The sequence below is a fragment of the Salinispora pacifica CNR114 genome (assembly GCF_000514775.1).
GTDB lineage: Bacteria > Actinomycetota > Actinomycetes > Mycobacteriales > Micromonosporaceae > Micromonospora > Micromonospora pacifica.
Genome location: NZ_AZWO01000012.1, coordinates 29,355 through 55,132, shown reverse-complemented (window position 1 = coordinate 55,132; position 25,778 = coordinate 29,355). Strand labels below are relative to the sequence as shown.

The 25,778-nt window shown below is 70.9% G+C and carries 23 protein-coding genes and 2 pseudogenes; 7 read left to right on the top strand and 18 right to left on the bottom strand.

Features of this window, described 5'->3' with window-relative positions; genetic code table 11:
* Positions 1–94 precede the first annotated feature (94 nt).
* The 7 genes from cydC to deoC form a co-directional block, all read right to left on the bottom strand.
* Complete coding sequence (gene cydC / locus B118_RS0108805; RefSeq protein WP_018811411.1) at positions 95–1,930, bottom strand: thiol reductant ABC exporter subunit CydC; 1,836 nt, start codon at positions 1,928–1,930, stop codon at positions 95–97.
* Complete coding sequence (gene cydD / locus B118_RS0108800; protein ID WP_018811410.1) at positions 1,930–3,603, bottom strand: thiol reductant ABC exporter subunit CydD; 1,674 nt, start codon at positions 3,601–3,603, stop codon at positions 1,930–1,932. The genes cydC and cydD overlap by 1 nt, the downstream gene beginning before the upstream one ends.
* Before the next feature lie 97 nt (positions 3,604–3,700).
* A complete protein-coding gene (locus B118_RS0108795; protein ID WP_018811409.1) occupies positions 3,701–4,606 on the bottom strand; it encodes a M56 family metallopeptidase in 906 nt (301 codons plus the stop codon).
* Positions 4,607–4,616: 10 nt separating this feature from the next.
* Complete coding sequence (locus tag B118_RS0108790; RefSeq protein WP_028192654.1) at positions 4,617–5,087, bottom strand: BlaI/MecI/CopY family transcriptional regulator; 471 nt, start codon at positions 5,085–5,087, stop codon at positions 4,617–4,619.
* Positions 5,088–5,118: 31 nt separating this feature from the next.
* The gene (locus B118_RS0108785) at positions 5,119–5,958 is read right to left on the bottom strand and encodes an aldehyde dehydrogenase family protein (protein ID WP_018811407.1); all 840 of its coding nucleotides are present in this window, start codon (positions 5,956–5,958) and stop codon (positions 5,119–5,121) included.
* On the bottom strand, positions 5,951–7,381 hold the full coding sequence (locus B118_RS0108780; RefSeq protein ID WP_028192653.1) for an aldehyde dehydrogenase family protein: 1,431 nt from the start codon (positions 7,379–7,381) through the stop codon (positions 5,951–5,953). The genes B118_RS0108785 and B118_RS0108780 overlap by 8 nt, the downstream gene beginning before the upstream one ends.
* 5 nt (positions 7,382–7,386) lie before the next feature.
* The gene (gene deoC, locus B118_RS0108775) at positions 7,387–8,397 is read right to left on the bottom strand and encodes a deoxyribose-phosphate aldolase (protein ID WP_028192652.1); all 1,011 of its coding nucleotides are present in this window, start codon (positions 8,395–8,397) and stop codon (positions 7,387–7,389) included.
* A gap of 122 nt (positions 8,398–8,519) precedes the next feature.
* On the opposite strand from deoC, the gene upp reads away from it, so the two are divergent.
* Positions 8,520–9,152 carry a uracil phosphoribosyltransferase gene (gene upp / locus B118_RS0108770; protein WP_018221174.1) on the top strand — a complete coding sequence of 211 codons (633 nt, stop codon included), beginning with the start codon at positions 8,520–8,522 and terminating at the stop codon, positions 9,150–9,152.
* 220 nt (positions 9,153–9,372) lie between these two features.
* On the opposite strand, the gene B118_RS0108765 is transcribed toward upp, so the two are convergent.
* Together B118_RS0108765 and B118_RS0108760 are read right to left on the bottom strand one after the other, a co-directional pair.
* Positions 9,373–11,064: a phospho-sugar mutase gene (locus B118_RS0108765; protein WP_027657960.1), complete on the bottom strand. Its 1,692-nt coding sequence runs from the start codon at positions 11,062–11,064 to the stop codon at positions 9,373–9,375.
* A 47-nt stretch (positions 11,065–11,111) separates the two neighbouring features.
* Complete coding sequence (locus tag B118_RS0108760; RefSeq protein ID WP_028192651.1) at positions 11,112–13,175, bottom strand: serine/threonine-protein kinase; 2,064 nt, start codon at positions 13,173–13,175, stop codon at positions 11,112–11,114.
* A gap of 202 nt (positions 13,176–13,377) precedes the next feature.
* Between B118_RS0108760 and B118_RS0108755 the strand changes: the two genes are divergently transcribed.
* Together B118_RS0108755 and B118_RS0108750 are read left to right on the top strand one after the other, a co-directional pair.
* Positions 13,378–14,961, top strand: a complete 1,584-nt coding sequence (locus B118_RS0108755) for an acyl-CoA mutase large subunit family protein (protein WP_018221171.1) — start codon at positions 13,378–13,380, stop codon at positions 14,959–14,961.
* 587 nt (positions 14,962–15,548) lie between these two features.
* Positions 15,549–16,808 (top strand): amidohydrolase, encoded by a 1,260-nt coding sequence (locus B118_RS0108750; RefSeq protein ID WP_018221170.1) that lies wholly within the window; start codon positions 15,549–15,551, stop codon positions 16,806–16,808.
* On the opposite strand, the gene B118_RS0108745 is transcribed toward B118_RS0108750, so the two are convergent.
* Complete coding sequence (locus B118_RS0108745; protein WP_026270698.1) at positions 16,765–17,778, bottom strand: DUF4349 domain-containing protein; 1,014 nt, start codon at positions 17,776–17,778, stop codon at positions 16,765–16,767. The two genes, B118_RS0108750 and B118_RS0108745, sit on opposite strands and share 44 nt — an antisense overlap.
* A gap of 126 nt (positions 17,779–17,904) precedes the next feature.
* Between B118_RS0108745 and B118_RS0108740 the strand changes: the two genes are divergently transcribed.
* Positions 17,905–18,534 (top strand): MBL fold metallo-hydrolase, encoded by a 630-nt coding sequence (locus B118_RS0108740; RefSeq protein ID WP_018221168.1) that lies wholly within the window; start codon positions 17,905–17,907, stop codon positions 18,532–18,534.
* Positions 18,535–18,539: 5 nt separating this feature from the next.
* Positions 18,540–19,466, top strand: coding sequence for a hypothetical protein (locus B118_RS0108735; RefSeq protein WP_018221167.1), 927 nt, complete (start codon positions 18,540–18,542; stop codon positions 19,464–19,466).
* A gap of 91 nt (positions 19,467–19,557) precedes the next feature.
* Here the strand turns inward: B118_RS0108735 and B118_RS0108730 are convergent, their stop codons facing one another.
* The gene (locus B118_RS0108730; RefSeq protein WP_026185420.1) at positions 19,558–20,013 is read right to left on the bottom strand and encodes a gamma-glutamylcyclotransferase; all 456 of its coding nucleotides are present in this window, start codon (positions 20,011–20,013) and stop codon (positions 19,558–19,560) included.
* Between the two features lie 106 nt (positions 20,014–20,119).
* Here B118_RS0108730 and B118_RS0108725 point away from each other — a divergent pair, with 106 nt between their 5' ends.
* The gene (locus tag B118_RS0108725; RefSeq protein WP_028192650.1) at positions 20,120–21,523 is read left to right on the top strand and encodes an NAD(P)H-quinone dehydrogenase; all 1,404 of its coding nucleotides are present in this window, start codon (positions 20,120–20,122) and stop codon (positions 21,521–21,523) included.
* 298 nt (positions 21,524–21,821) lie between these two features.
* Here the strand turns inward: B118_RS0108725 and B118_RS0108720 are convergent, their stop codons facing one another.
* Positions 21,822–22,208 carry a hypothetical protein gene (locus B118_RS0108720; protein WP_028192649.1) on the bottom strand — a complete coding sequence of 129 codons (387 nt, stop codon included), beginning with the start codon at positions 22,206–22,208 and terminating at the stop codon, positions 21,822–21,824.
* Between the two features lie 72 nt (positions 22,209–22,280).
* On the opposite strand from B118_RS0108720, the gene B118_RS28110 reads away from it, so the two are divergent.
* Positions 22,281–22,658 (top strand): phosphatase PAP2 family protein, encoded by a 378-nt coding sequence (locus tag B118_RS28110; protein WP_018811401.1) that lies wholly within the window; start codon positions 22,281–22,283, stop codon positions 22,656–22,658.
* Here B118_RS28110 and B118_RS32345 read toward each other — a convergent pair.
* The 6 genes and pseudogenes from B118_RS32345 to B118_RS30055 all read right to left on the bottom strand — a co-directional run.
* Complete coding sequence (locus tag B118_RS32345; protein WP_027657965.1) at positions 22,638–22,862, bottom strand: hypothetical protein; 225 nt, start codon at positions 22,860–22,862, stop codon at positions 22,638–22,640. The genes B118_RS28110 and B118_RS32345 overlap by 21 nt on opposite strands.
* A gap of 18 nt (positions 22,863–22,880) precedes the next feature.
* A complete protein-coding gene (locus B118_RS31615; protein WP_155246515.1) occupies positions 22,881–23,081 on the bottom strand; it encodes a hypothetical protein in 201 nt (66 codons plus the stop codon).
* Between the two features lie 108 nt (positions 23,082–23,189).
* Complete coding sequence (locus B118_RS28105; protein ID WP_050573267.1) at positions 23,190–23,810, bottom strand: pyridoxamine 5'-phosphate oxidase family protein; 621 nt, start codon at positions 23,808–23,810, stop codon at positions 23,190–23,192.
* 102 nt (positions 23,811–23,912) lie between these two features.
* Positions 23,913–24,469 (bottom strand): annotated as a pseudogene (locus B118_RS33430) (recombinase family protein).
* 305 nt (positions 24,470–24,774) lie between these two features.
* Positions 24,775–25,176: a nuclear transport factor 2 family protein gene (locus B118_RS0108695; protein ID WP_018221164.1), complete on the bottom strand. Its 402-nt coding sequence runs from the start codon at positions 25,174–25,176 to the stop codon at positions 24,775–24,777.
* Positions 25,177–25,527: 351 nt separating this feature from the next.
* Positions 25,528–25,749 (bottom strand): annotated as a pseudogene (locus B118_RS30055) (metal-dependent hydrolase); the annotation flags it as partial.
* Positions 25,750–25,778: the final 29 nt, after the last annotated feature.

Sequence of the window (25,778 nt, the reverse complement as noted above, 5' to 3'; positions counted from 1 at the left end):
CGGACGTGCGAGCGGGCGGAGACGTTTCGCGGGGCGGTGGCCGGCGGGGCGGTGGCCGGCGGGGCGGGTAGCCCCGGCCCTCGGCCCAGCCCGGTCAGGGCAGTGGGCCAAGAGCGAGGTAGCCGCGCTCGGCAGCCTCCTGGAGCTGCCACTGATCCCGGTACCAGCCGGGGATGGCGACCAGGTCGTCGTGCTGGCCGCGCTGAACCACCCGACCAGCCTCGAGCACCAGGATCTCGTCCACCGCGTCGAGGCCGTGCAGCCGATGACTGATCAGCAGCACGGAGCGTTGGGCCGGGGTGGCGGCCAGCACGGAGGCCAGTACGTCGTCCGCGGCCATCGGGTCGAGCCCTTCGGTCGGCTCGTCGAGCACCAGCACCGCCGGCTCGGCGAGGAGCGCCCGGGCCAGCGCGAGACGCTGCCGCTGGCCGCCGGAGAGTTGCCCGCCCTCCTCCCCCACCACCGTGTCCCAGCCGTCGGGCTGTTCTCGTACCCAACCTGCCAACCCAGCGGTGGCGGCCGCCGCGGCGAGGTCCTCCTCGGTCGCCCCGGGGCGACCGAGCAACAGGTTCTCCCGGACCGTGGCGTGGAAGACGTACGCCTCGGCGAGTAGGCCCCCGACAAAGCGGGGGAGGAGCTCTGTCGGGTAGGCGGAGAGCTCCTGTCCGGCCAGGACGACCCGTCCGGTGGTCGGCCGTACAGTGCCGGTCAGGAGGGCGGCGAGCGTGCTCTTGCCGGCGCCGCTCGGCCCCACCACGGCGACCCGTCGACCGGGGGGTAGGTCCAGGCGGAACCGGTCGAGGGCGGGCGGCCCCTCGCCGCGGTACCGGACGGTGACATCGCTGACCCGGATCTCCGCGGCGGTGGGGGCGGGGCTCACCGCGGGAGTGGCCGCGGATACCGCCGGCGCCTCCCGAAGCAGCGCGGCGATCCGGGTGAGGCCGGCGCGGAGGCCGGTCCATTGCCGGGCGGCGCCGACGAGGGCGAGCGCGACCTCGACGGCGACCAACGTGCCGACGGCGAGGACGCCGACCAGCACCCCGGCTACGCCGTCGGCCAGGGCCACCAGCAGCACCGCCCCGGCGGTCAGCCCGGCCACCAAAACTCCCAGCGCGTCCACCGCGAAGCCGGCCGCGGCCAGCCGCCGTTCGATTCGGGCCAGCCGCCGGATCCGGCCGGTAGCCGCGCCCCGGGCCCGATCGGTGGCCCCGAAGGCGGCGAGGTCGGCAGCGCCGTGGGTCAGGTCAACGGCGTCGGTGGCCAGGGCGCCGCGTAACGGCGCCAGCTCGGCGGCGGCGCGTCGGGTCAGCACAATGGCCAGCGCCGGTAGCGCGACCCCCGCAAGTAGCAGTCCAACCGCGAGCGCTCCGGCGGCGGCCGGTGAGACGAACGCGGTAGCGGCGACGGCCACCACGCCTACCAGCCCCGCTGCCGTAGCCGGAACAAGGACCCGTAGCAGCAGGTCCTGGACGGCTTCGACGTCGGACACCAGCCGGCTCAGGGCGTCACCGGAGCGCTGCCCGGCGCTGTCCCGCCGGGACGCCAGGGCGGCGAAGACCCGGGTACGGACATCGGTGACCAGCCGCAGCACCGCGTCGTGCCCGGCCAGGCGCTCGGTGTAGCGGAGCACGCCGCGCCCGATGGCGAGCGCACGGACGGCGACGATCGCCACCGTCAACCGGTCCAGCGGCGGGCGGCCGGCGGCGCTCATCAGCAGCCACGTCGCGGTGGACATCAGGGCCAGCGCGGCGAATTCGGTGGCGGCGGCGAGCAGGCCCGCCCCGAGGAGCCGGTTCAGGTAGGGGCGGGCCAGCCGCAGCACCACCCGCTCCGGCGCGCCGGCACGGCCGGTGGACAGCGGCGCCGTGTCGCCCTGGGCGCCGTCGGCCGGGGGAGTACCTGGGTGACCGGTCCGGTCGGAGACACGCATCAGGTCGTCCTCCCGGCGGGGGTCGGGGTGAGCTCGGTAACGCGTCCGTCGGCGACCCGCAGCACGCGGTCCGCGTCGGCCAGCAGCGCGGGACGGTGGGCCACCAGCAGCGCCGTGCGGCCGGCCACCAGCGCGCGGGTGGCCTTGAGGACGGCTGACTCGCTCCCCGAGTCCAGGCGGGCGGTTGGCTCGTCGAGGAGCACCACCGGGGCGTCCCGGAGGAAGGCGCGGGCTAGCGCGACCCGTTGTCGTTGACCGCTGGAGAGGCCGTGCCCCCGCTCACCGAGGCGGGTGGCCAGCCCGTCCGGGAGCGCGGCGACGACCTCGGTCAGCGCCGCGTCGCGCACGGCGTCGGCCAGCGCGGCGTCGGGCGTGTCGGGGGAGCCGAGACGGATGTTGTCCGCCAGTGAGGCGGCGAAGAGATGGGCCCGCTGCGGCACCCAGGCGAGGTTGCGGCGCCAGGCGTCCAGGTCGGCCCGGGCCAGGTCCACGCCGTCCACGGTGATCCGGCCGGAGGTGGGCCGAACAAATCCGAGCAGCAGGTTCAGCAGGGTGCTCTTGCCGGCGCCGCTCGGCCCGACCACCGCGATCCGTTCGCCGGGCTGGATGGTCAGCGTGACATCGCGCAGCGCCGTGGTCCGGTCGTAGGCGACGGTGACTCCCTCGAACCGGATCACGCCCCGGCCGTTCGGCTCGGCCCGGTCCGTCCCGGTGCCGGCCTCGGGCGCCCCGGCGGAGAGGGTGAGCGCCTCGTCCAGCGCGGTGAGCCCCTCCATGCTGGCGTGGAAGCGACTGCCGGCAGTCCGCAGCGGCAGGTACGCCTCGGGGGTGAGGAGCAGCACCAGCAGCGCGGTCTGCAGGGTCAGCCCGCCGCCGAGTAGCCGGACCCCGACCGGCACCGCGACCAGCGCGACGGAGAGGGTGGCGACCAGCTCCAGCACCAGCGCGGAGAGGAACGCGATACGCAGCGTCCGCATGGTCGCCACCCGGTGCCCGTCGGCCATCCGGCGGACCACCTCGGTCTGGGCCCGGGCCCGGCCGAACGTCCGTAGCGTCGGGAGCCCGGCGATCATGTCCAGGAAGTGCCCGCCGAGCAGCGCCAGCCGCCGCCACTGACGTTCCGTCGCCGCCTGTGCCTGCCAGCCGAGCAGCGCGCCGAAGATCGGAATGAGGGGGAGGGTGACCGCGATGATGAGGGCGGAGCTCCAGTCGGCGACGAAGATCCGGGCGAGTACGGCGATCGGCACGGTGACGCTGAGTACGAGCTGCGGCAGGTACCCGGTGAAGTAGGCGTCCAGCGCGTCCAGCCCGCGCCCGGCCAGCGTTGCCAGCTGTCCGGCCCGCTGCCCGGCGACCCAGGTCGGGCCGTGCCGACCGACCGCGGCGAGCAGCTCGGCCCGCAGCGCTGCCTTGACCGTCGCGGCGACCCGGGCCGACACCGTTCCCTGCGCCCACACCAGCAGCGACCGGGCGCTGATCGCGGCGACGAAGCCGGCCAACGCGGGCCGGTTGAGCTCTCCGTCGAAGGCGGTGGCGAGCAGGGCGGCGAGCGCGGTCGCCTGCGCCAGCACCAGGCCCGCGGCGAGTACGCCGAGAAGCGCGAGTACGGCGAGGTCGCGCCGGGCCGCGGGGACCCGTCGCAGCAGACGTGGATCAAAGGGACGACGGTTCACCGCTGTCCCGGTGCCCTACCCTCGGTCCGTCCCCGGAACTCCCACCAGCACATTGCGTAGAGCCTAGTCGGGCCGGACTCCGGTGATGCCGCGGCCATCAGCTCAGGAACAGCGAGACCGGTAGGGCGACCAGAGTGGTCGTCACTGCCAGCGCCGCGGCGCCGACCAGCCGGGGCGGTCGTCCCGACTCCAGCAGCCGGTGGACCCGCAGTTCGAGGTCGTGGTCGCCGAGGCCCAGGGTGCCGGCCGGAGTCAGCCGCTCACCAGCGGCGGCGAACCGGCGCAGCGCACCTGCCAGGGGCGCCTCGGCGTGCCGCTCGCGAGCCTTGTCATCGGCGCGCATCTCGACCAGCAGGGTGACTCGCTCGTGTGCGTCCCGTACCCAGCGGAGCCAGGGCAACGCCCGGCGGAGCGCGGTGAACGGCAACAGGACGAGGTCATGCCGTTCTTGGGCGTGAGCCCGCTCGTGGGTGAGCACGGCCGCCAGCTCGGCCTGGTCCAGCAGGTCGAGGGTGCCGGCACTGACCACGACCCGGGGTCGTACTCCGGGTAGGCAGTACGCGGCCGCACTCGGATGGTCGAGCACCAGCGCGCCGGGCACCGTCGGATCCTGCCGGGCGACCAGCGTGAGCAGATCCCGGTGGCGGCGTTGGGCCCGGACGGCGCTGTGCAGGCTGCGGAGGGTGGTGGTGAACAGCACCACGCCGATTCCGCAGCCGAGACCGACGAGCCCGAACTGGAGGGCGGTTACCCCGGCCGGCCACGCGCCGCGCCGCAGTTCCCCGGCGAGGGCCCAGAGCGCGCTGCCGGTCGGCAGGTCGTACCCGGCCAGGCCGAGGGCCATCGGGAGACCCATCGCCGCCAGACCCGCCGCCAGACCGACCGCCTGCCAGCAGAGAATGGCCACCCGCGGGCTGCGCCAGGTCCAGGTCGAACGGGCCAACACCTGCGCGGTGAGCCAGCAGGCCAGCACCGCGAGCCCGAAGTGCAGCGCGTACGTCATGCTCGCCGCCCTAGCGCTTCGGCGTCTTGGCCGACGGTGTGACCGGGTCCGCCGGGGTGGCGGGGCCCGCCGGGGTGACCGGGTCCGCCGGGGTGACCGGGTCCGCCGGGGGGCTGGGCTCTCCGGACGCGATCAGCGCGGCGCGCAGCACCTCCGCCTCGGTGCCGGTCACCGACCGGGCGAAGCGCACCAGGGCGGCGTCTCGGCTACCGCCGAGGTCCAGCGCGTCGAGCATCAGTTGGGCGATGTACGCCTCTCGGCTCGCGGCAGCCCGGTACCGCCAGGCCCGCCCCTCGCGTTCCCGCCGCACCATGCCCTTGCCGGCGAGCCGGTCCAGCACGGTCAGCACGGTGGTGTAGGCCAGCTCACGTCCGGCGAGGGCGTCGGCGACCTCCCGCACCATCAGTCCGTCTGCTCTGCCGGGGAGTAGATCCCACAGCACATCCATCGCTGCGCGTTCGAGCTCGCCGAGCCGGGTCACCCGGCAATCCTACCCGGCGTAGTAGCGGCGGCTACCCGCCCTTGGGGTGCCAGACCGTCTTCGTCTCCAGCAGTGCCGTCATCCGGGCCAGGCCGGGATCGGCGTACCAGTCGTGGTGGGGCGGGACGGGGCGCAGTACCCGCTTGAGGTTCTCCGCCGCCCTGACCTCCAGACTCGTCGCCAACTCGGCGTCGGCCACGCCGGTCAGGTCGAGGGCGTTGACATCCCGGTGGCCCGCCAGGGACGGGACTGTCTCCTCGATGCGACCGGTCAGGATGTTGACCACCCCGGCGGGCAGATCCGAGGTGGCCAGCACCTCGGCCAGGGTCACCGCGGCGAGGGGGTCGGTGGGCGAGGCCGCCACGACCACTGTGTTTCCGCTCACGATCGCCGGGGCGATCACACTGACCAGGCCGAGTAGCGCCGGCGCCGCGGGGGCCACCGCCGCCACCACCCCGGTGGGCTCCGGCGTCGACAGGTTGAGGTACGGGCCAGCGACCGGGTTCACGCCGCCCCGCACCTGGGGCAGCTTGTCCGACCAGCCGGCGTACCAGACCCACCGGTCGGTCGCGGCGTCCACCTCGTCGCCGGGGATGCCCAGGGCCACGAACTGCTCGCGCCGGCCCTCCAGCATCTCGGCGACGCGGTAGAGGATCTGACCACGGTTGTACGCGGTCGCGCCGGCCCAACCCGAGCCGGCGGCCCGGGCCGCCACGACCGCGTCCCGGGCGTCCTTGCGTGAGGCGAGCGCCACGTTGGCTGTGCTGTTCTCACCTGACTGCACGAGATACGACCGTCCCGACTCGCTGCGCGGGAACTTCCCGCCGATGTAGAGCTTGTACGTCTTTCGTACCGCGACCCGCTCAGACATTCAGGTACGCCTCCAGCCCGTGCCGGCCGCCCTCGCGACCGTAGCCCGACTCCTGGTAACCGCCGAACGGCGCGGTGGGGTCGAATTTGTTGAACGTGTTTGCCCAGACCACGCCGGCGCGGAGCCGGTCGGCCAGCCACAGCATTCGGGAGCCCTTCTCCGTCCACACCCCGGCCGAGAGCCCGTACGGAGTGTTGTTGGCCTTCTCGACGGCCTCCGCCGGAGTGCGGAAGGTCAACACGGACAGCACCGGGCCGAAGATCTCCTCGCGGGCGATCCGGTGGGCCTGGGTGACACCGGTGAAGATGGTGGGCGCGAACCAGAAGCCACGGTCGGGAAGCTCGCACGGGGGCGACCAGCGCTGGGTGCCCTCGGCCGTGCCGGCGTCGGCGAGCTCGCTGATCCGGGCCAGTTGCGCCGCCGAGTTGATCGCCCCGATGTCGGTGTTCTTGTCCAGCGGGTCACCGACGCGCAGCTGGGCCATCCGCCGCTTGAGCGACGCCAGCACCTCGTCGGCGACCGACTCCTGCAGCAGCAGGCGGGAGCCAGCGCAGCAGACGTGCCCCTGGTTGAAGAAGATGCCGTTGACGATGCCCTCCACCGCCTGGTCCACCGGGGCGTCGTCGAAGACGATGTTGGCGGCCTTACCGCCCAGCTCCAGGGTTAGCTTCGTGTCGGTGCCGGCGACGGCGCGGGCGATGGCCTTGCCCACCTCGGTGGAGCCGGTGAAGGCGACCTTGTCCACGTCGGGGTGCTCGACCAGAGCCCGGCCGGTCTCACCCGCGCCGGTGACGATGTTCACCACCCCGGCGGGAAGGTCGGCCTGTTGGCAGATCTCGGCGAAGAGCAGCGCGGTGAGCGAGGTCGTCTCCGCGGGTTTGAGTACCACGGTGTTGCCGGTGGCCAGCGCCGGGGCGATCTTCCACGCCAGCATGAGCAGGGGGAAGTTCCACGGGATGATCTGCGCGGCGACCCCGAGCGGCCGGGGGCCGGGCCCGAACCCCGCGTGGTCGAGCTTGTCCGCCCAGCCGGCGTGGTAGAAGAAGTGGGCGGCGACCAGCGGAAGGTCAACGTCCCGGGACTCCCTGATCGGTTTGCCGTTGTCCAGCGACTCCAGCACCGCCAACTCGCGGGACCGCTCCTGGATGAGGCGGGCGATCCGGAACAGGTACTTGGCCCGGTCCCGGCCCGGCATCGGACCCCAGACCCGGTCGTACGCGGTGCGCGCGGCGCGGACCGCGCGGTCGACATCGCCGACGCCGCCGAGGGCGATTTCGGCGAGGACCTCCTCGGAGGCGGGGTTGATCGACGTGAAGCTGTCGCCGTCGGTCGGATCAACGAACTCGCCGCCGACGAAGAGCCCGTACGCGGGCTGGAGCTGTACCACCGAGCGTGACTCGGGGGCGGGGGCGTACTCGAACATCGCGCTCAGTCCCGGGTGAAGTAGTCGGGACCGGCGTAGTCGCCGGTCGTCAGCTTGGTGCGCTGCATCAGCAGGTCGTTGAGGAGGCTGGAGGCGCCGAACCGGAACCAGTCCGGGTCCAGCCAGTCCGCCCCGACCGTCTCGTTGACCAGCACGAGGTACTTGATGGCGTCTTTGGTGGTCTTGATACCGCCGGCCGGCTTCACGCCGACCTGCCGTCCGGTCGCGGCACGGAAGTCCCGGACCGCTTCCAGCATCACCAGCGTCACCGGCGGGGTGGCCGCCGCCGGGACCTTGCCGGTGGAGGTCTTGATGAAGTCCGCGCCGGCCAGCATCGCGAGCCAGGATGCGCGGCGGACGTTGTCGTAGGTGGAGAGTTCCCCGGTTTCCAGGATCACCTTGAGGTGAGCCGGGCCGCAGGCCTCTCGGATGGCCACGACCTCGTCGTAGACCTCCTGGTACCGGCCGGTCAGGAAGGCGCTCCGGTTGATCACCATGTCGATCTCGTCGGCGCCGGCCGCGACCGCTGCCCGGGTGTCGGCGAGCTTGACCTCCAGCGGCGCCTGGCCGGCGGGGAAGGCGGTCGCCACGCTGGCCAGGTGTACCACGCCGGCTCCGGCTGGTGCTGCTTCGGCGCCGGCCGATCCGGCCCCGCCGGCGGGCCCACGCAGTACCTCGGCCACGTACGGGACCATCGACGGGTAGACGCAGACGGCGCCGACGTGCGGACAGGACGGGTCGGCGGGGTCGGGGCGCAGGGCCTTGGCGGCGAGGGCCCGAACCTTGCCGGGGGTGTCGGCCCCCTCCAGGGTGGTCAGGTCGACCATCCGGATTGCCAGGTCGATCGCCCAGGCCTTCGCCGTGGCCTTGATCGAACGGGTGCCGAGCTGCGCCGCCCGCTGCTCGGCACCGACCTGGTCCACGCCGGGCAGGCCGTGGAGGAACCCCCGGAGCGCGGTCTCGGATCGTCCCAGCTCGGTTAGGTCCGGCCGGGCCGACATCGCTGTCGCCGTCATGAACCGGAGTCTACGCCCGGCCGTCTGGCTGTGATCTTGGTCATGGTGGTGGTGCCCGCCAGCACCGTCGTTCCGGCCACACCGAGGGTGCCCAGGACCGTGGGCGGGTAGGTTGAGCGACCGTGGAAGTACACGTCATTGACCACCCGCTCGCCCAGGCGCGGCTGACCGCGATGCGCGATGCCCGGACCGACTCGGCCTCGTTCCGTGCCGCGCTGCACGAACTCACCACCATGCTGGTGTACGAGGCGGCCCGCTCCTTCCCCGTCGAGCGCTACCCGGTGCAAACCCCGGTGACCGACACTCAGGGCACCCGACTCGCCAATCCGCCGCTACTGGTGCCGGTGCTGCGGGCCGGCCTCGGCATGGCCGACGCCGCGCTGGGCCTGCTGCCGGAGTCTTCGATGGGCTTCGTCGGTCTGGCCCGGGACGAGGAGACCTTCGAGCCCCGCGCGTATATGGAGTCGCTCCCGCCCGACCTCACCGGACTACCGGTGCTGGTGCTCGACCCGATGCTCGCCACCGGGGGCTCGTTGGAGCACTGCTGCCGGCTTCTCGCCGATCGGGGGTGTACCGACATCACTGTGCTCTGCGTGCTCGCCGCGCCGGTCGGAATTGACCGGCTGGACCGCTCCGGCCTGCCCCTGCGTCTGGTCACGGCGGCAGTCGACGAGGGCCTGAACGACCGTCGGTTCATCGTCCCCGGCCTGGGCGACGCCGGTGACCGGCAGTTTGGTGGCATGCCCCGCTTCTGACCGACTGGTCCACGGCGCGGCCGCTCCGGCGGCTTCGGGCTCGTGCGGGCGGCGGTCGGCGGCGCTCGGCCAGAGCGTGGGCCTGGGGCGCCGCTGCCGCACCGCGTGGGCTGCCCGTTTGTGCGGGCAGGCTCGACAGCGTGGAGTCCGGGGTATGCCGTGCTGTCAATCAGCCCGCTGCCCCGGATCGGACCGCCCCACGCTCCCGGTACCGGACCCGCTACACCCCCAAGCTGGCGGCGGTTTCGGTGCGCAACTCGGCGACGGCCGCGGCGGCGTGGCGGCGGGCCGTGGCGATGTCACCCGCCACGACCGGCTGCACCACCTCCAGGTACGCCTTGAGCTTTGGCTCGGTGCCGGACGGCCGGATCACCACCCGGGCGGTGGCGCTGCGCAGGATCACCACATCGGCCGTCGGGAGTAGGTCCCGGGATTCGATGAGCGCTTCTCCGAGCAGCGTGCTCGGGGTCGCGGCGCGGATCCGGGCCATCGCGTCTGTGATCACCTGCAGGTCGTCCACCCGGACCGAGAGCTGGTCGGTGTGGTGCACGCCGAACTCGGCCGCCAACTCGTCCAGCCGGTCGGCGAGGCTACGCCCCTCCGCCTTGAGCCCAGCGGCGAGCTCGGCGATGGTCAGCGCTGCGGTGATGCCGTCCTTGTCCCGGACATGGTCGGGGGCGACGCAGTAGCCCAGCGCCTCCTCGTAGCCGAAGACCAGCGGGGTGGAGCCCCCGCCGGCTCGGACAATCCACTTGAACCCGGTCAGGGTCTCGTCATACGGCAGGTCCCGGGCCGTGCACATCGCGCGCAGCAGCGCCGACGACACGATGGTGGTCGCGTAGAGGCCGGTTCGGCCGCGGCGCATCAGGTGGTCGGCGAGGAGTGCCCCCATCTCGTCACCGCGGAGCATTCGCCAGCCCGGAGCGTCCCCGTCCGGCCCCGCGTCGGCCGGCTCGCGGATCACCACCGCGCAGCGGTCCGCGTCCGGGTCGTTGGCGATCGCGAGGTCCGCGCCGGTCGCGTCGGCCAGGGCGGTGAGCCGGTCAACGGCGCCGGGCTCCTCCGGGTTGGGGAAGGCGACCGTGGGAAACTTCGGGTCCGGCTCAGCCTGGTCCGGCACGAGCTGCGGGGCGGGGAAACCGGCCGCCGCGAACGCCGCCGTGAGCACCTCCGCGCCGACTCCGTGTAGCGGCGTGTACGCCACCTGTAGGTTACGCGGCCCGTCCGGTGCGATCACCGCGACGGCCTGCTGCACGTACGACGCCACCAGGGTGTCGTCGAGGAGCTGCCCGGGTGGGCCCAGCCGTACGTCAGCCAGCGGGCCGACCGCGCGGATGGCGGACTCGATCTCGGCGTCCGCCGGCGGCACGATCTGCGCGCCCGCGCCCAGTTCACCACCGAGCTGGGCGCCCAGGTAGACCTTGTAGCCGTTGTCCTGGGGCGGGTTGTGGCTGGCGGTCACCATCACTCCGGCGACCGCCTCGTGCTGCCGCACCGCATGGGCCAGCACCGGCGTCGGCAGCGGGCGGGGGAGCAGCAGCGCCGGGCGGCCAGCGCCGGTGGCGACCTGCGCGGTTCGTTCCGCGAAGGCGCGGGAGCCGGTTCGGGCGTCGTACCCGATCACCAGGGGACCGACGCCGCCCTGGGCGGTCAGCCAGGCGACCAGCCCGGCGGCGGCCTGGGTGACCACCGCGAGGTTCATTCCGTTCGGGCCGGCACGCAACGGGCCGCGCAGGCCCGCGGTGCCGAAGGTCAGCGGGCCGGCGAAGCGGTCGGCCAGCTCCGGGGCGCTGGCCGGAAGCCGGTCGAGCACCGCCTGGAGCTCGGCGCGGCCGGCCGGGTCCGGATCGTCGTCGAGCCAACGCTGGGCCTGCTCACGAAGGTCATTGAGGTGGTGGTGATCCGCCGACATGCCTCTTGATAGCACGTCGGCGGATCACCGCGTCAGCTCGCCCAGGCTCAGCTGGCCGCGGTCAGCTGGAAAGATTTGACCATCTCGTCGAAGATCGGTCGACTCTCCTCGAACCGGGCGTCGTTGGCGGTCAGGTAGAACGAGTACGACTGACCCTCGTGGGCGACGCCACGCCAGATGCCGTGCCGCATCTCCGCGCCCTCGCCGCAGGTGTATTCAAGCTGGGCCGCCGGCTTGCCGGCCAGCTCGACCCCGACGTCCAGGGCGATCTGACGGTACGGCTCCGCGCAGGAGGAGTTGCTCCGCAGCCCGTCCTCGGCGATCTCCGCCCAGCGGGCCGAGGTGTTGTTCCACTTCTCGGTGATGACGCGGACCCGGCGGCCCTGGTCTTCTGGGTCCACGTAGTCGGTGTACAGCCCGCCGACCTTCTCCTCCCACCCCTGCGGCACCAGGACCCGCACCCCCCGTGCCGAGTACTCCATCAGTTCGGGAAGCTCGGTGGTGGGAGCGGCCGACGTCGGCGGGGCCGCCGGCGGTGCGACCGGCGGCTCCGGATCGTCACCGCCGGTGAAGGTGAAGATGCCGATCAGGAGCACCACGGCTAGCCCGCCCGCGACGGCGAGTTGGACCCTGCCCGGCCAGTTCTTCACCCGGCGTATGAGTTGGTTGCCGCCGAACCGGGCCTGACCGGGGAGGCCCCCGCTTGGCGCCGGTGCTGGTGTCGGTGACTGCGATGTGCTGGTCCACGCCTGACCGGTGCCCGGAACGGACCACTGGGCCCCGGCCGGGGGAGCGGCCGGGGCCGGGTAGCTGCCGACGCGCTGGGTGACATCCCCGCCGTAGGTGCGACTCGGCGCCGGCATCGCCCCGGTCGGTGTGTTCACCGGACCGGCGAGCGCGTCGGCGCTGGTTTCCTCCAGGGCCGCGGGGGTGGCCCGGGACTCCACCGCGGGACGCTCGCCCCGGCGCAGCGCGGCGAGTCGGTCGGTGAGCGACTCACCGGCCGCGAGCATCGCTCGCCCGCCGATCGTGCCGCTCGGTTTCGGCTGGGCCGGTTGGGCCGGCGTCGGTTGAGCCGGCTGGGCCGGCGTCGGTTGAGCCGGTTGGGCCGGTTGGGCCGGCGTCGGTTGAGCCGGTTGGACGGGTTGGGCCGGCTGCGGGATCGCGGCTGGCTGTTGCTGGACCGGCACCACCGAGTACGGGTCGGTCACCGAGTTCACCGCAGTCGCGTTGCTGGTCAGCGGGCCGGCGAGCAGCTCGCGGAGCATGGCCCGGGCCGTGTGCACCGGCAGCCGGTGGTCCGGGTCCTTCTCCAGCAGCCCCATCAGTACGGGCACCAGCGGGCCACTGCGCCGGGGCGGGGCGGGCGGATCCTCGACGACCGAGTGCATCGTCTCGATCGGATCGCCCTTGTCGAAGGGCGGGCGCCCCTCGACGGCCGTGTAGAGGGTCACCCCGAGGGAGAACAGGTCGCTGGGCGGCCCGAAGTCCTGGCCCATCGCCCGTTCGGGGGAGATGAAGTGTGGGGAGCCGAGCACCATGCCGGGCGTGGTGAGCTGCACGTCGGTGGGCATCCGGGCCACTCCGAAGTCGGTCAGCACGCAGCGGCCGTCCGAACAGATCAGGACGTTGGCGGGCTTGACATCGCGATGCAGTACGCCGATCGCGTGCGCCACCTCCAGCGCGCCGAGCAGCGAGACGCCGATCTTGGCTACCACCCGCTGGGCCAACGGGCCGTCTTCGATCACCATGTCCGCGAGGCTGCGGGAGTCGAGCAGCTCCATCACGATCCACGGTCGGCCACCCTCGGTGACCACGTCGTAAACCTGGACGACGGCGGGGTGCTGGATCGCTGCCGCGGCACGGGCCTCGCGCAGGGTTCGTTCGTACATCGCGTCGCGGTCGGAGGGGGCCAGCCCCTGGGGTAGGACGACCTCCTTGACGGCCACGTCTCGGCGCAGGAGAGTGTCTGCGGCACGCCAAACCGTGCCCATGCCGCCATTGCCCACCGCCGAGCGCAGTGAGTAGCGCCCGCCAATGATGGTGTTGGGTGTTGCGCGGTCGCTGGGAGGACTGACAGGTCCGCCGCTCCACGTCGGGATCTGAGTCACTGAAGAGCCACCGGGGATTTCGAGGGGGGCTGGGACACAACCCCCCTATCTTGCTGGGTCGGATGCCGGTTGCGAAAGCCGACGCGGCGGACATTTGGCAAAGTCGACGATGCGTGTCCGAGCGGGCACGCTGGGGTGGCCGGGTGGGGTGTGTGCCCAATCCCTCATCCGGTGCCGGAACAGGTCGTCTTACCATCCGGTAATGAGCGAACGGCGGTCAAGCGAGTCCGGTTTCCCGATTCAGGGCGTCTACACGGCGGCCGACCTCCCGGAGGACCTGGACTCCCGGCTGGGCAACCCGGGGGAGTACCCGTACACCCGTGGGGTCTACCCGACTATGTACACGGCGCGCCCCTGGACGATGCGCCAGTATGCCGGCTTCGGTACCGCCGCGGAGTCCAACGCGCGCTACCACCAGCTGCTTCGGGCCGGCACGATGGGACTCTCCGTCGCCTTCGACCTGCCCACCCAGATGGGGTACGACTCGGACGAGTCGATCGCCCACGGTGAGGTCGGCAAGGTCGGTGTCGCCATTGACTCCATCGAGGACATGCGACTGCTCTTCGACGGCATTCCGCTGGACAAGGTCTCCACCTCGATGACCATCAACGCGCCGGGCTCGGTGCTGCTGCTGCTCTATCAGTTGGTCGCCGAGGAGAACGGCGTGCCGGGGGCGGCACTGAACGGCACGATCCAGAACGACATCCTCAAGGAGTACATCGCCCGCGGGACGTACATTTTCCCGCCGAAGCCCTCGCTGCGCCTGGTCGCGGACACCTTCGCCTACTGTCGCGCCGAGGTGCCAAAGTGGAACACCATTTCCATCTCCGGCTACCACATGGCCGAGGCGGGCGCGTCCCCCGTTCAGGAGATCGCCTTCACCCTGGCCAACGGGGTCGAGTACGTGCGCGCGGCGATCGCCGCCGGGCTCGCCGTGGATGACTTCGCGCCCCGGCTGTCGTTCTTCTTCGTCGCCCGGACGACGCTGTTGGAGGAGGTGGCGAAGTTCCGTGCCGCCCGGCGAATCTGGGCGCGGCTGATGCGGGACGAGTTCGGGGCGGAGAACCCGAAGTCGATGATGCTCCGTTTCCACACCCAGACCGCCGGCGTGCAGCTCACCGCCCAGCAACCGGAGGTGAACCTGGTCCGGGTGGCGGTGCAGGGGCTCGGTGCCGTACTCGGCGGAACGCAGTCGCTGCACACCAACAGCTTCGACGAGGCGATCGCGTTGCCGACGGAGAAGGCCGCCCGGCTCGCGCTGCGGACGCAGCAGGTGCTCGCCTACGAGACGGACCTGACCGACACTGTTGACCCGTTCGCCGGTTCGTACGTGGTGGAGGCGATGACGGCCGAGATCGAGACCGCGGCGGAGGGGCTGATGCAGCGGGTCTTCGAGCACGGTTCGGCGGTTGAGGCGATCGAGGTCGGGTTCCAGAAGCGGGAGATCGAGCAGTCGGCGTACCAGATCGCGCAGCAGATCGACTCCGGCGAGCGGGTCGTGGTGGGGCTCAACCGGTTCACGGTGGACGAGGAGGAGCCGTACGAGCCGCTGCGGGTCGACCCGGCGATCGAGGTCGCGCAGGCCGAGCGGCTGGCGAAGTTGCGGGCTGAGCGGGACTCCGGTGCGGTCGAGCGAGCCCGGGCGCAGCTCCGGGCCGCTGCCGAGGGGAGCGGTAACGTGCTCTACCCGATGAAGGAGGCGCTGCGGGCTCGGGCCACGGTTGGCGAGGTTTGCGGCACGCTGCGTGAGGTCTGGGGGATGTACCGCCCCGCTGATCGCTTCTGACCCCGCCCCGGCGCCCGTCCCCGCGTCCTGGCGTCCCGGCCTCCCCGCGTCCTGGCGTCCCGGCCTCCCCGCCCTGGCATCCGGCGGCTGGCGTTCCCGCGGTGCTGCCGGTGCCGCCAGCGGTTGCTGCCCGCTGCCCGTTCGGGGGCTGGGGTAACAGTTTCGGCGGGTAATCGGCGGCAACCGTGGGTAACCCGTTCGAGTGAAGTAGACGCACACCGTGTGTGGTCGGTTACCGGGTGAACGTGTGACCGTCTGCGGGCCCGGTCGTGAGTGTGGTTGCTAGTTGTCGGAGTGTCCGTTAATAGAACGGACTAATGCCACAATTCGGATGACGGTCTCGAGTGATGGGGAAAAATTCCTCACTCGTGAATCGGTTACGCGTTGTAGGAGGTGTGGGGCAGATGGCAGCGTTCAACCGCGATCTACCTGCTGTCCCGCCGATGAACGAGCGCCCCGAGCAGGGCGTACGTGACGCAGAGCGGCCCGATCGCTACCAGAACGAGGTTGCGCAGCGTCACCGTCGGAGGTCTAGGCTGTCGGCGGTTCCGGAAGATTCATCCATTTCTAGTGATCGAGAATTCGACGTGACGAGTGCGTTGACGCTGCCGAGTAATGGCCAGCTGGCGTCGTCCTGGACGGAGGCGCCCGCCGGCTCCCAGCCCCTACCCCTCGACCTGGACCAGTTTCTCGCGTTCCGGGTGTCGGGCCTGATCGCCACCCGTCGGCGAATCCACTCACATCCGGAGCTCTCCGGCGAGGAGTTCGAGACGGCCGCTCTGATCGCCCGGGAGCTGACCCGAGCCGGGTTGCGACCCCGGCTGCTCCCGAAGGGCAACGGAGTCATCTGCGACATCGACGGTCGCCCAGACGGTCCGGTGATCGCGTTCCGGGCCGACATCGACGCGCTGCCGTTGACCGACAGCAAGGACGTGCCCTTCCGCTCCACGGTTGACGGGGTGTGTCACGCCTGCGGCCACGACGTGCACACCACGGTCCTGCTTGGCCTGGGAATGCTCCTCGCCCGCCTCGCCGAAGCGGGCGAACTGCCGGGCCGGGTGCGCCTGATCTTCCAGCCGGCCGAGGAGATCCTGCCCTGTGGGTCGCTTGAGGTGATCGAGGCCGGCGGTCTCGACGAGGTGGTGCAGATCTTCGCGCTGCACTGCGACCCGAACCTGCCGGTCGGCGAGGTCGGCCTGCGGGTCGGTCCGATCACCGCTGCCGCCGACAACGTCAGCGTTCGGTTGACCGGTCCCGGCGGGCACACCGCCCGCCCGCACCTCACCGTCGATCTGGTTGACGCCCTCGGCCGGCTGATCACCGAGGTGCCGGCCATGGTCGCCCGGCGGGTGCCGGCCAACAGTGGACTACTGCTGGTCTTCGGCCACGCCTCGGCCGGCACCCGCTACAACGTCATCCCGTCGGAGGCCTGTGCCTCCGGGACGCTGCGCGTGATGGATCGGGACACCTGGGCGATGGCCCCCGATGTCGTCGCCCAGGTGGTCCAGGACGTGATCGCCCCCACCGGCGCCACCGTGGATCTGGACTATCAGCGTGGCCGACCACCGGTCAGCAACGATTCCCAGGCCATCCAGGTCTTCGCCGCCGCGACCACCGCCGCGCTCGGGCCGGCCGGCATTGCGGAGACTCCGCAGAGCATGGGGGGTGAGGACTTCTCCTGGTATCTGGAGTACGTCCCCGGTGCCCTGGCCCGACTCGGTGTCGGCCGCTCGGGCCCGAACGTTGACCTCCACCGCGCATCGTTCGATCCGGACGAGCGGGCCATCCCGGTCGGCGTCCGGCTCATGGTGCAGACCGCGCTCCAGGCGCTTGCGGCGGCGGGCTGACCGCGGGCGGAGCGACCCCGTCGCCGGTGGGATCGGCCGGCCCCCTCCCGGCGCCGTCCGCGGGGGGAGCGACCAGGGCCGGCCGCGAGCGGCGGCGTAGCAGCCACACCGTCGTGCCCACCGGCACGCCGAGCAGGAGCAGCCACGGCAGTACCGCCCCGAGCACGGTCAGCAGGACGGTCCCCGAGATCAGGAAGACCTTCCACCCGCCCTCGAGACCAGCCACGAAACCGAACGCGGAAGCCTCGTCCTCGGTGGCGGCGTCCGGGCCGACCAGCGACACCACGATCGAGGAGAGCGCGGTGAGGTCCGCCAGCCGGCGCTGCTTCGCCTCCAGCGAGGCGAGGTCGGCCTCGCGGCGCGCCAACTCGTTCTCCAGCGACACCAGATCGCTGATCGACTGTGCCTCGCCGAGCAGCCGTCGGGCGTTCTCCACCCGGGCCCGTTGCGTGGTGATCCGGGCGTCGAGGTCGATCGTCTCCTCGGTAACGTCCTCGGTGGAGATCTCCTGCCGCTGCCGTTTGCCGAGTTCGGCGACCTGCTCCACCACCGACGCGAACTTCGCGGCCGGCACCCGGAGGGTCAGCTCGACGGTGGCGTTCCCAGCGGCACTACGTCGCTGGTCACCACCGACGAAACCACCGGCCGCGGTGGTCCGGGCGATCGCCTCGCGGGCGGCCTGCTCGACGTCGGGCACCTGCACGCGCATCGAACCGGTGTAGACGATGGCACGCTGGTCGACCCGGAGGTCCGCCGAAGCGTCGCCACCCTCGGCCGGCCCGGCCGGCCCGTCCTGCTGGCCGGCACCCGCCGCGGTCGCCGCCGCGTCGTCGTCGGTGCCCGGACCGACGTGCTCGTCGGTCCCCGCACCGCAGCCACTGACGAGCAGGACCCCCACCAGTATCGCCAGCAGCGCCGCCCCTCGGCCGCGCGGTTCACATCGATACATGTCCGCTCCGATCCGTAACATTCATCTGCTCCCGCCCCGGGGCGTGACCCGGACGGCAGGGACGATCGGTCAGTCGGGACGCGATGCGGCGTCCCTTCCGGCAGACTGCGCTGAGGAGGTCACGATTCGATTCTCGAGGAGTCACGAATGCGGCTGACCAAGTACACGCACTCCTGCATCCGGGTGGAGGACGAAGGCGGGGTGCTGGTCGTTGATCCCGGCGTCTACAGCGAGCGCGCCGCGCTGGACGGGGTGGACGCTGTGCTGATCACCCACGAGCACCCGGACCACGTGGATGTGGCGGCCCTGACCGAGCAGCACGACCGGGGGCCGTTCGTCGTGTACGGGCCGCCGTCGCTGGCGACTGTGCTGGAGGGCCTGACCGCCGCGTTCGTCCCGGTCGAGGCGGGCGCGGAATTCACCGCCGCCGGCGTCCCGGTCCGTGCCTACGGCGGCCGACACGCCGTGATCCACTCCGACCTTCCGGTGGTGGAGAACCTGGCGTACCTGATTGACGACGTGGTCTACCACCCCGGCGACTCCTTCGTCGTACCGCAGGACGTTCCGGTCGACACGCTGTTCCTGCCGATCCACGCGCCCTGGGCGAAGTTCGCCGAGTCGCTGGACTTCCTCCGCGCCGTCACGCCCCGCCGGGCGTACGCGTTGCACGACGGGTTACTCAACGACCGCGGCCTGGACGTGCTGAACAACAACTTCGTCCGCCTCTCCGACGTGGACTACCAGCGGCTCGTACCGGGCACCCTGGTGGATGCCTGAACCGCATGTCTGGTCCGTCTCGGGAACTGCTGCGGCAGCTCTACCGCACGCCACCCGACCGGTTTGTGGCCGCCCGGGACGAGGCGGTGGCCGAGGCGCGGCGAGCGGGCGACGTACCTGCCGCGCGGGAGATCGCCCGGCTTCGTCGCCCGACGGTCGCGGCCTGGCTGGTGAACCTGCTCGCGTTGGAGCGACCGGAGCTCGTCGCCGACCTGGGTCAGCTCGCGGAGTCACTCCGGTCGGCCCAGCGCGAGCTTCGCGGCGCGCAACTGCGGGAGCTCTCCACCCAACGGCGGGCGGTGGTCGGCGCGCTGCTCGCGGAGGTCCGCAGTCTGGCGACCGCGGTACCCGGTGCCCCACCGCCCGGCAAGCTCCCGCTCGGTGCGGTGGAATCGACCCTCAACGCCGCGCTCTCCGACGCCGAGGTCGCCGAGCAGGTGCGCTCCGGCCGGCTGCTCCGGGCCGCCAGCTACGCCGGATTCGGCGAGGTGCCGCGACCGCAGCTACGGTTGGTCACCGAGGAGCCGGCGCCGCCGTCCCGGCCACCGGGTGGCGACCGGTCAGCACCCCGTGCCCGGCAGGCGGAGCGGGCCGCCCGCGCCGAGCGGGAACGGCGACGTCGGGCGTTGGCGACGGAGTTGGCGCAGGCCCGTACTGATCAGGAACGGGCCGAGGCGGAGCTGGCCGGTGCCGCGGAGGCTGAGCGGGGCGGAGTGGACGGCCTCGCTGCGATCGAAGCGGAGATCGCCGAGCTGGAGCGGCAACGGGCTGCTGCCGAAGAGGAGCTGAGCCGGGCGAAGTCGGCGCGGCGGGCAGCCGAACGGGCGGTCGTCGTCGCGCGGCGCCGGACCGGCGAGGTGGAGGCCGCGGCAGAGGCGCTCGCCGAGGAGGAGGCCGACCCACGCCGTGCCGGCCGACACCCGAATGTGTGATTGACGACGCACGGCGGGGCCGGCTCGTTGTCCCGACGGGGGCGATAGCAGACTGTGGGTCGTGCGACATCCCGCGACAGACTGCCGGCCGTCAGGCCGAAGCGGTGCCGGTGGGGCGGGAACGCAGTCCCGTGACGTAGTCGTCCGGGGCGCCCGCCTTCTCGGCGGCGTTGGCGATTTCCGAGAGGTACCACGAGGTCGGCAGGCCCCCCTCGTAACCGTCGAATACGTAGATCCACGCCGTCACATCGCCGGTCAGGGCCGACACCCGCAGGTGGAGTTTTCGGTAGGTGCCGGAGGTTACGCCCTCGATCTCGTCGAGCTGGGCCGCGTCGTACGCGTGGATGTCGTAGAGCGCCACGAAGACGCGGTCCCCGGGGGACTCGACCACGGTGCTGACCGCGCCCTCCCAGCCGATCACGCCTTCACCGGCGAAGGTGAGCCGCCAGCCTTCGAGCCAGCCGGTGCCCACCATCGGCGAATGCGGACAGTAGGCGCGCATCCGGGCAGGGTCGAGGTTTGAGCCGTAGGCGGCGTAATGACGCACAACGATGACGATAGCCCGGCTGACGGGTGGGGGAGAATACGACGGTGCGTGTCGGATGCGTTCGGGAGAAGAAAGTCACTGTGAGCATGGACGAGGAGTGAGCGCTGTGAGCCGGATCGTGATCATCGGTGGGGGGCCGGCCGGTTATGAGGCGGCGTTGGTCGCCGCCCAACTGGACGCCGATGTCACCGTGGTCGAGGCAGACGGCGCCGGCGGTGCCTGCGTGCTGTCCGACTGTGTGCCGTCGAAGACCTTCATCGCCAGCTCACAGCTGGTGACCGGGTATCGGGACACGGAGGAGTTCGGGGTCCACTCGGACGGGCTGGCGGCGGTCACCGTTGACGCCCCGGCGGTGCACGCACGAGTCAAGCGGCTCGCGCTCGCGCAGTCTGCCGACATTCACGCCAAGTTGGTCAAGGCCGGGGTGACGTTCGTGGCCGGCAGGGCCCGGCTCGGCGAAGACACGCTCGGTCACAACCATCGGGTGATCGTCACACCAGCGGAGGGTGGCGCGGAGGACCAGATCGATGCCACCACCGTCCTGATCGCCACCGGCGCTACCCCGCGCCAACTCCCCACCGCGGTCCCGGACGGCGAGCGCATCCTCACCTGGCGGCAGGTGTACGACCTCCCCGAGTTGCCCCGGCACCTGGTCGTGGTCGGCTCCGGCGTCACCGGCGCCGAGTTCGCCAGCGCCTACCTGGCGATGGGGATCGAGGTCACCCTCGTCTCCAGCCGGGACCGGGTGATGCCGCATGAGGACGCCGACGCGGCGATGGCGATCGAGCGGGTGTTCCGCAGCCGGGGGATGAGCATCCTGAACAACTCCCGGGCCAACGCCGTCCGCCGGACTGCCGACGGCGTCGAGGTCGAGCTCTCCGACGGGCGCCGGGTGCACGGTTCACACGCGCTGATCGCGGTGGGCTCCATTCCCAACACCGCCGATCTGGGGCTGGCCGAGTACGGCGTCGGGCTGGCCCGGGGTGGGTACGTCGCGGTCGACCGGGTGTCCCGGACCAACGTGCCCGGCATCTATGCCGCCGGTGACTGCACCGGGATGCTGCCGTTGGCCAGCGTGGCCGCGATGCAGGGCCGGATCGCGATGTGGCACGCGCTCGGCGAGGCGGTTCGGCCGCTACGGCTGCGTACGGTCGCGGCGAACGTCTTCACCGACCCGGAGCTGGCCACGGTCGGCGTCTCCCAGGACGAGGTGGACGCGGGGAGGGTGCCGGCTCGGCAGGTCATGCTGCCGCTCGCCGGCAACGCCCGGGCGAAGATGGACGAGGTCCCCGACGGCTTCGTCAAACTCTTCTGCCGGCCCGCCAGCGGCCAGGTGATCGGTGGCGTGGTGGTCGCCCCGAAGGCCAGCGAGCTGATCCTGCCGATCACGATGGCGGTGGAGAACCATCTGACGGTCAACGAGCTGGCTCAGACCATCACCATCTACCCCTCGCTCTCCGGCTCCGTCACCGAGGCCGCCCGGCAGTTGATGCTGCACGAGCCGGAGTAGCCAGGTCCACATCCAGGGATGCTCTACTCGTAGTGCGTCTGATCCACATTCCAACGCCACAGCCCCGACTCGCAAGGGTCGGGGCTGTGGCGTGTCTTCCCGCCCGCTGCGGACTGCCCTCCACTCCAGGCCTAGTCGACTGGCAGGGTTGCGTAATCTAAGTATCTTGTATTCGTGTTCTTGGCTTGTCCAGCAATCACGGTGAGTAACGCCGAGCACGGTGCTGGCTGCGAGATCTGCATCCACGATCATCGTCTGATGACGCGAGTTGTTCCGGTGCGGCGGGGCCTGATTCATGTCACGCGTCGGCGGGCCAGGCGCGGCGTACGGCGGCGAGAGCGGTTTCCCGGCCAGTGCCAGCAGCCGTGCCTGCCTCAGGTAGGCGGCCGCGTGCAGTTAGCCTGCGGATCAGGTCGTCGAGGCAGGTGGTGAGGTCGTTGAGCGCGGAGAATTCGTAGTGGGTGCTGTCGACTGACCCTGTGGTCAGGTCGGCTGTTTCGAGTTCGGCCTCACCGCTGGTCCAGACGATCAACCAGCCGACGAGATCGCCGTTGGTGCAGTCGATCCAGGCTGCGGACTTGTTGTAGGTGGGGCCTCGGTGTAGCTGCCATTGGATGCCAATGTTGTGCAGTTGTCGGGCACGGGCGTCCACAGTGGCTACGAAGTTGTCGAGGTCCAGTTCCATCACGCTGGCGATGTTAAATGCTGCTGGTCGCGATGTGGTGGACGGCGATGCGTCGCCGGAACTACCGGGACCGTGCTGACCGGTGTCGGCACCATGGTGGCCTACGCAGTCAGTGAAGCGATGAAGTTGGTGGTGGACGAGGAACGACCGTGCCGTGCGTTGCGTCCGGGGATCGAACTGATCGCCAATTGTCCCGCAAGCGGGGACTGGTCGTTTCCGAGTAGCCACGTCACCTTGGCCGTCGGGCTGGCGGTGCTGTGGCCGCGCCTTGCCGCGCTGTCGCTGCCTCTGGCCGGGGCGGCCGCGTTGCTGCGGGTGCTGGTGGAGGTGCACTACCCGCACGACGTTCTGGCTGGTGCATTGCTCGGTGGCGCGGCGGTGGCGGCTGCTCTGCTGGGGCTCATGCCGCCGGCCCAGCAGGCGGTGTCGTTACTGCTGCGCAGGTGGTGAAACAGCGATGCCCGCTTCGTGGGCGACCACCGCGGCCGCAGCCCGGCTAGCCACACCGAGTCTGGCCAGGCGTACCCGGATCAACCCGTCGTCGAGCTGGCTGATGGCCTCAGCGCGCGGCGGGTGCCAGTCGGCGCTGAACTTCAGACGGTCCTTGATGAAGGCCAGCAGGTTTGGATGGCAGACCAGTGTTCCGCTTCCCACCCCTGCAGCTTTTGTCGTTCATTGCTTGACGACTGCCAGACGCTCCGCGATGAGCCGATCACGCTCGCGGTATTGCGCCACTCTGGCGGCGCTCGCTTTCGCCTCCTGCGCCTGTTGTTCCTTACGGTCGCGTTCGACTCGTTCTGCGGCTGCCACGCGTGCCTTGGCTTGGGCGTCTCGTTCAGCGACTTCCTCGGGCGTCAGGTGACCACGCAACACCCGCAGCATGGTAGGGCGATTCCACAGTGGCGCCGGAGGTTGCTCAGCGCCACACCGAAGCGGCCACTTCATCGCGGAAGGCTGCCACCACGGGGCCGGATCCGCCGGTCATGACCGCTGCGCATTGTCTCGGCCAGCGCCGTTTCGCGGCGTGGGCGGCAGCGGAAGCGGCAAGCCGGGCAGACCGTCGAGGCTGGACGCGATGAACTCCTTCTTTTCGAAGTAGGCGCTCAGCGACGCGTCGTCCTCGCGGGAGAAGCGCTTGGCGTGCAGATCACGATCGCCGTCGTAGGTCATCAACGGCACGGCGTAGCCGCAGGTGTCGCGGATCAGGTCAGCGTGCACCAGGATGATCGCCCGAAGTCCGTGCAGCGAGGTGTCGATGTTCGGGAAGTAGGGCCTGAGGCTTGACCAGCGCGGGTCGCCGCGGAAGACCGGTTCGCCGCGGCCGTGGACCCGCACGATGTTCGGCGGCCCCGCAAACGCGCACCACATCAGGGTGATGCGCCCGTTCTCGCGAAGGTGCGCCACGGTTTCCGCGTTGCTGCCGGCGAAGTCGAGGTACGCGACGGTCAGCTCGTCGACAACGGCGAACGATCCGCTCAGCCCCTTCGGCGACAGGTTCACCGTCCCTGACCCGGACAGCGGCGCCGTCGCAGTGAAGAAGATCGGTTGTGCCTCGATGAACTCACGTAGCCGGCCGGAAATCCGTTCATGTGTCCTTCCCATGATCTGCATTCTGTCAGCCACGCACCTATCGACGTCCGCTCATGCCGTGGGCATCACCTGTGACCGGCCTGACTGATCAATGTGCAGGCTGTGGCACACGAGTCAGTCGGGCACGGCGGCGTTGCTAAGGGCGCGTTCGAGGGTCCAGCGTGAGACACGCAGCTTGGTAGCGACAGCAGACTGGGTTTGTCCGGCTGCAAGCAGGATGCGAGCGTCGGCTACCTGCTCAGCGGTCAACCCGCGGGGGCGACCTCCGACACGGCCACGCGCTCGGGCTGCGTCGAGGCCCTCTCGGGTGCCTTTGACGATCTGCTGGCGCTGGAACTTGGCGATGGCGGCGAGCACCGTGAAGATCAGTTCGCCGCACAGGGCGTCGCTGGTGTCGAGCACGATGCCGTCGAGGGTGCGGAAGTGGCGGCCGTGGGCGTGCAGGTCGTCCTCGACGATCGCGAGGAGTTCGCGGGTGTCGCGGCCGGGCTGGGTCAGGTCGAGCACGACCAGGGTGTCGCCGCGGCGCATGTGGTCCAGCGCCGCGGTCAGGCCCGGCAGGGCGGTGCCCTTCTTGCCCGACGCCTTTCGAGGTAGATCCGGGCGCAGCCAGCCGCCTTGAGTGCGTCGATCTGGCGGGCGAGTTCCTGGGCGTCGGTGGAGACCCGCACGAGCCCGATGAGGTTCTCGCGAGCGGTCGGTTCGTCGTTGAGGATGAGGTGATCTTTCAGCGGCCTCCCGAAGGTACGGGCAAGGCCTCATCCGTAGCGAAAACGGTGGTTGCGCCTTCTGCTACACGCCGGCTTTGCCCCCTGGTTTGCTACCGAATTCGGGGCCGACCGCGGCCCGCACGGCCGCCGCCGGGCGTGGGGGCGAAACGATCGCTATTGTCCCCACGTGGCCGGGCAGCTGCCCGGCCGACCGCAGATGATCTTGCCTAACGGGACTTTTCCGAGTGTTAGTCCTCAAGGGCCGGCTACGTTGCGGGGAAGGGTGGCGTGAAGTACCCGCTCAAGGACGTGATCCGTTCAGACTCGTCCACCTCGTACACGAACACGCCGTCGTAGCTGAGTGCCTCGCCTCCAGGCAGCGTGACGGCGACTGATGCCACCTTCGCCGTGGCCTGGGACGAGGGGTATTCCTCGCGCACGACGAAGCGCACGTCCTGGGCGGGCTCGACCAGTGAGTCCCAGAACTGTGCTAGGGCGGCATGCCCCCGAAAGCCCTTTCCGTGCGGGTCAAGCGGCGAACCACCGACCGGGTCGCGCAGCAGCGCGTCCTCGGCGAAGCAGTCGAGCCACGCGGCCCGGTTCTTTGCCATGACAGCACGCATGGCGCGGTCGGATACGGACTTGGCCGGCGAGGTCTTACCGGTCATCTCTGCTCCTCTGTGTCGCGCATGGCAACTTGCTGTCCGTTGTATACCTGCCTGCTTGCCTTCACACACGCGAATTTTCGGCTACGTCGCCTGCTACGGTGCGCCGCTACCGACGAGCAAGCCGACGGCTGATTGCGGCAGTCTCTACAGACCGGCGACCTGAGGTGTCGGCGTAGGCCCTGTACTGGCCCTGGCAAGATTTCGTAGTCGGAGATCGCCAGGGTCTCCTGCGCCGGTGATCGGCTCAGGCTTCCTTGTTGTCGACCCAACGGCAGAACGGGTGCGCGGTGTCCTCGTTGCCCATCTCGGCGGGCTCCGGCAGGATCTCCAGCCCGGTCGTCGGGGCGGTGACACCGAAGGTGCGGTGCGAAACCGCAACGGCGCACACATGCCCCGCCGCCCACCGGCAGCCTCGTACCCGGATCGGCCACAGCAGCGGAACCCGCGAGTGCGTCAACGCGTCGCCGAGGGATGAGTCAGGCAGCCCAGTCCCAACGGCACACCCAGCCACCACCAACCACCCCCGGGGCCCGACAGCGCCGCCATCACCCCGACAAGCAGACCCACCCTTGCCAACAGCCGTACCTAGGCCCCATCACCCG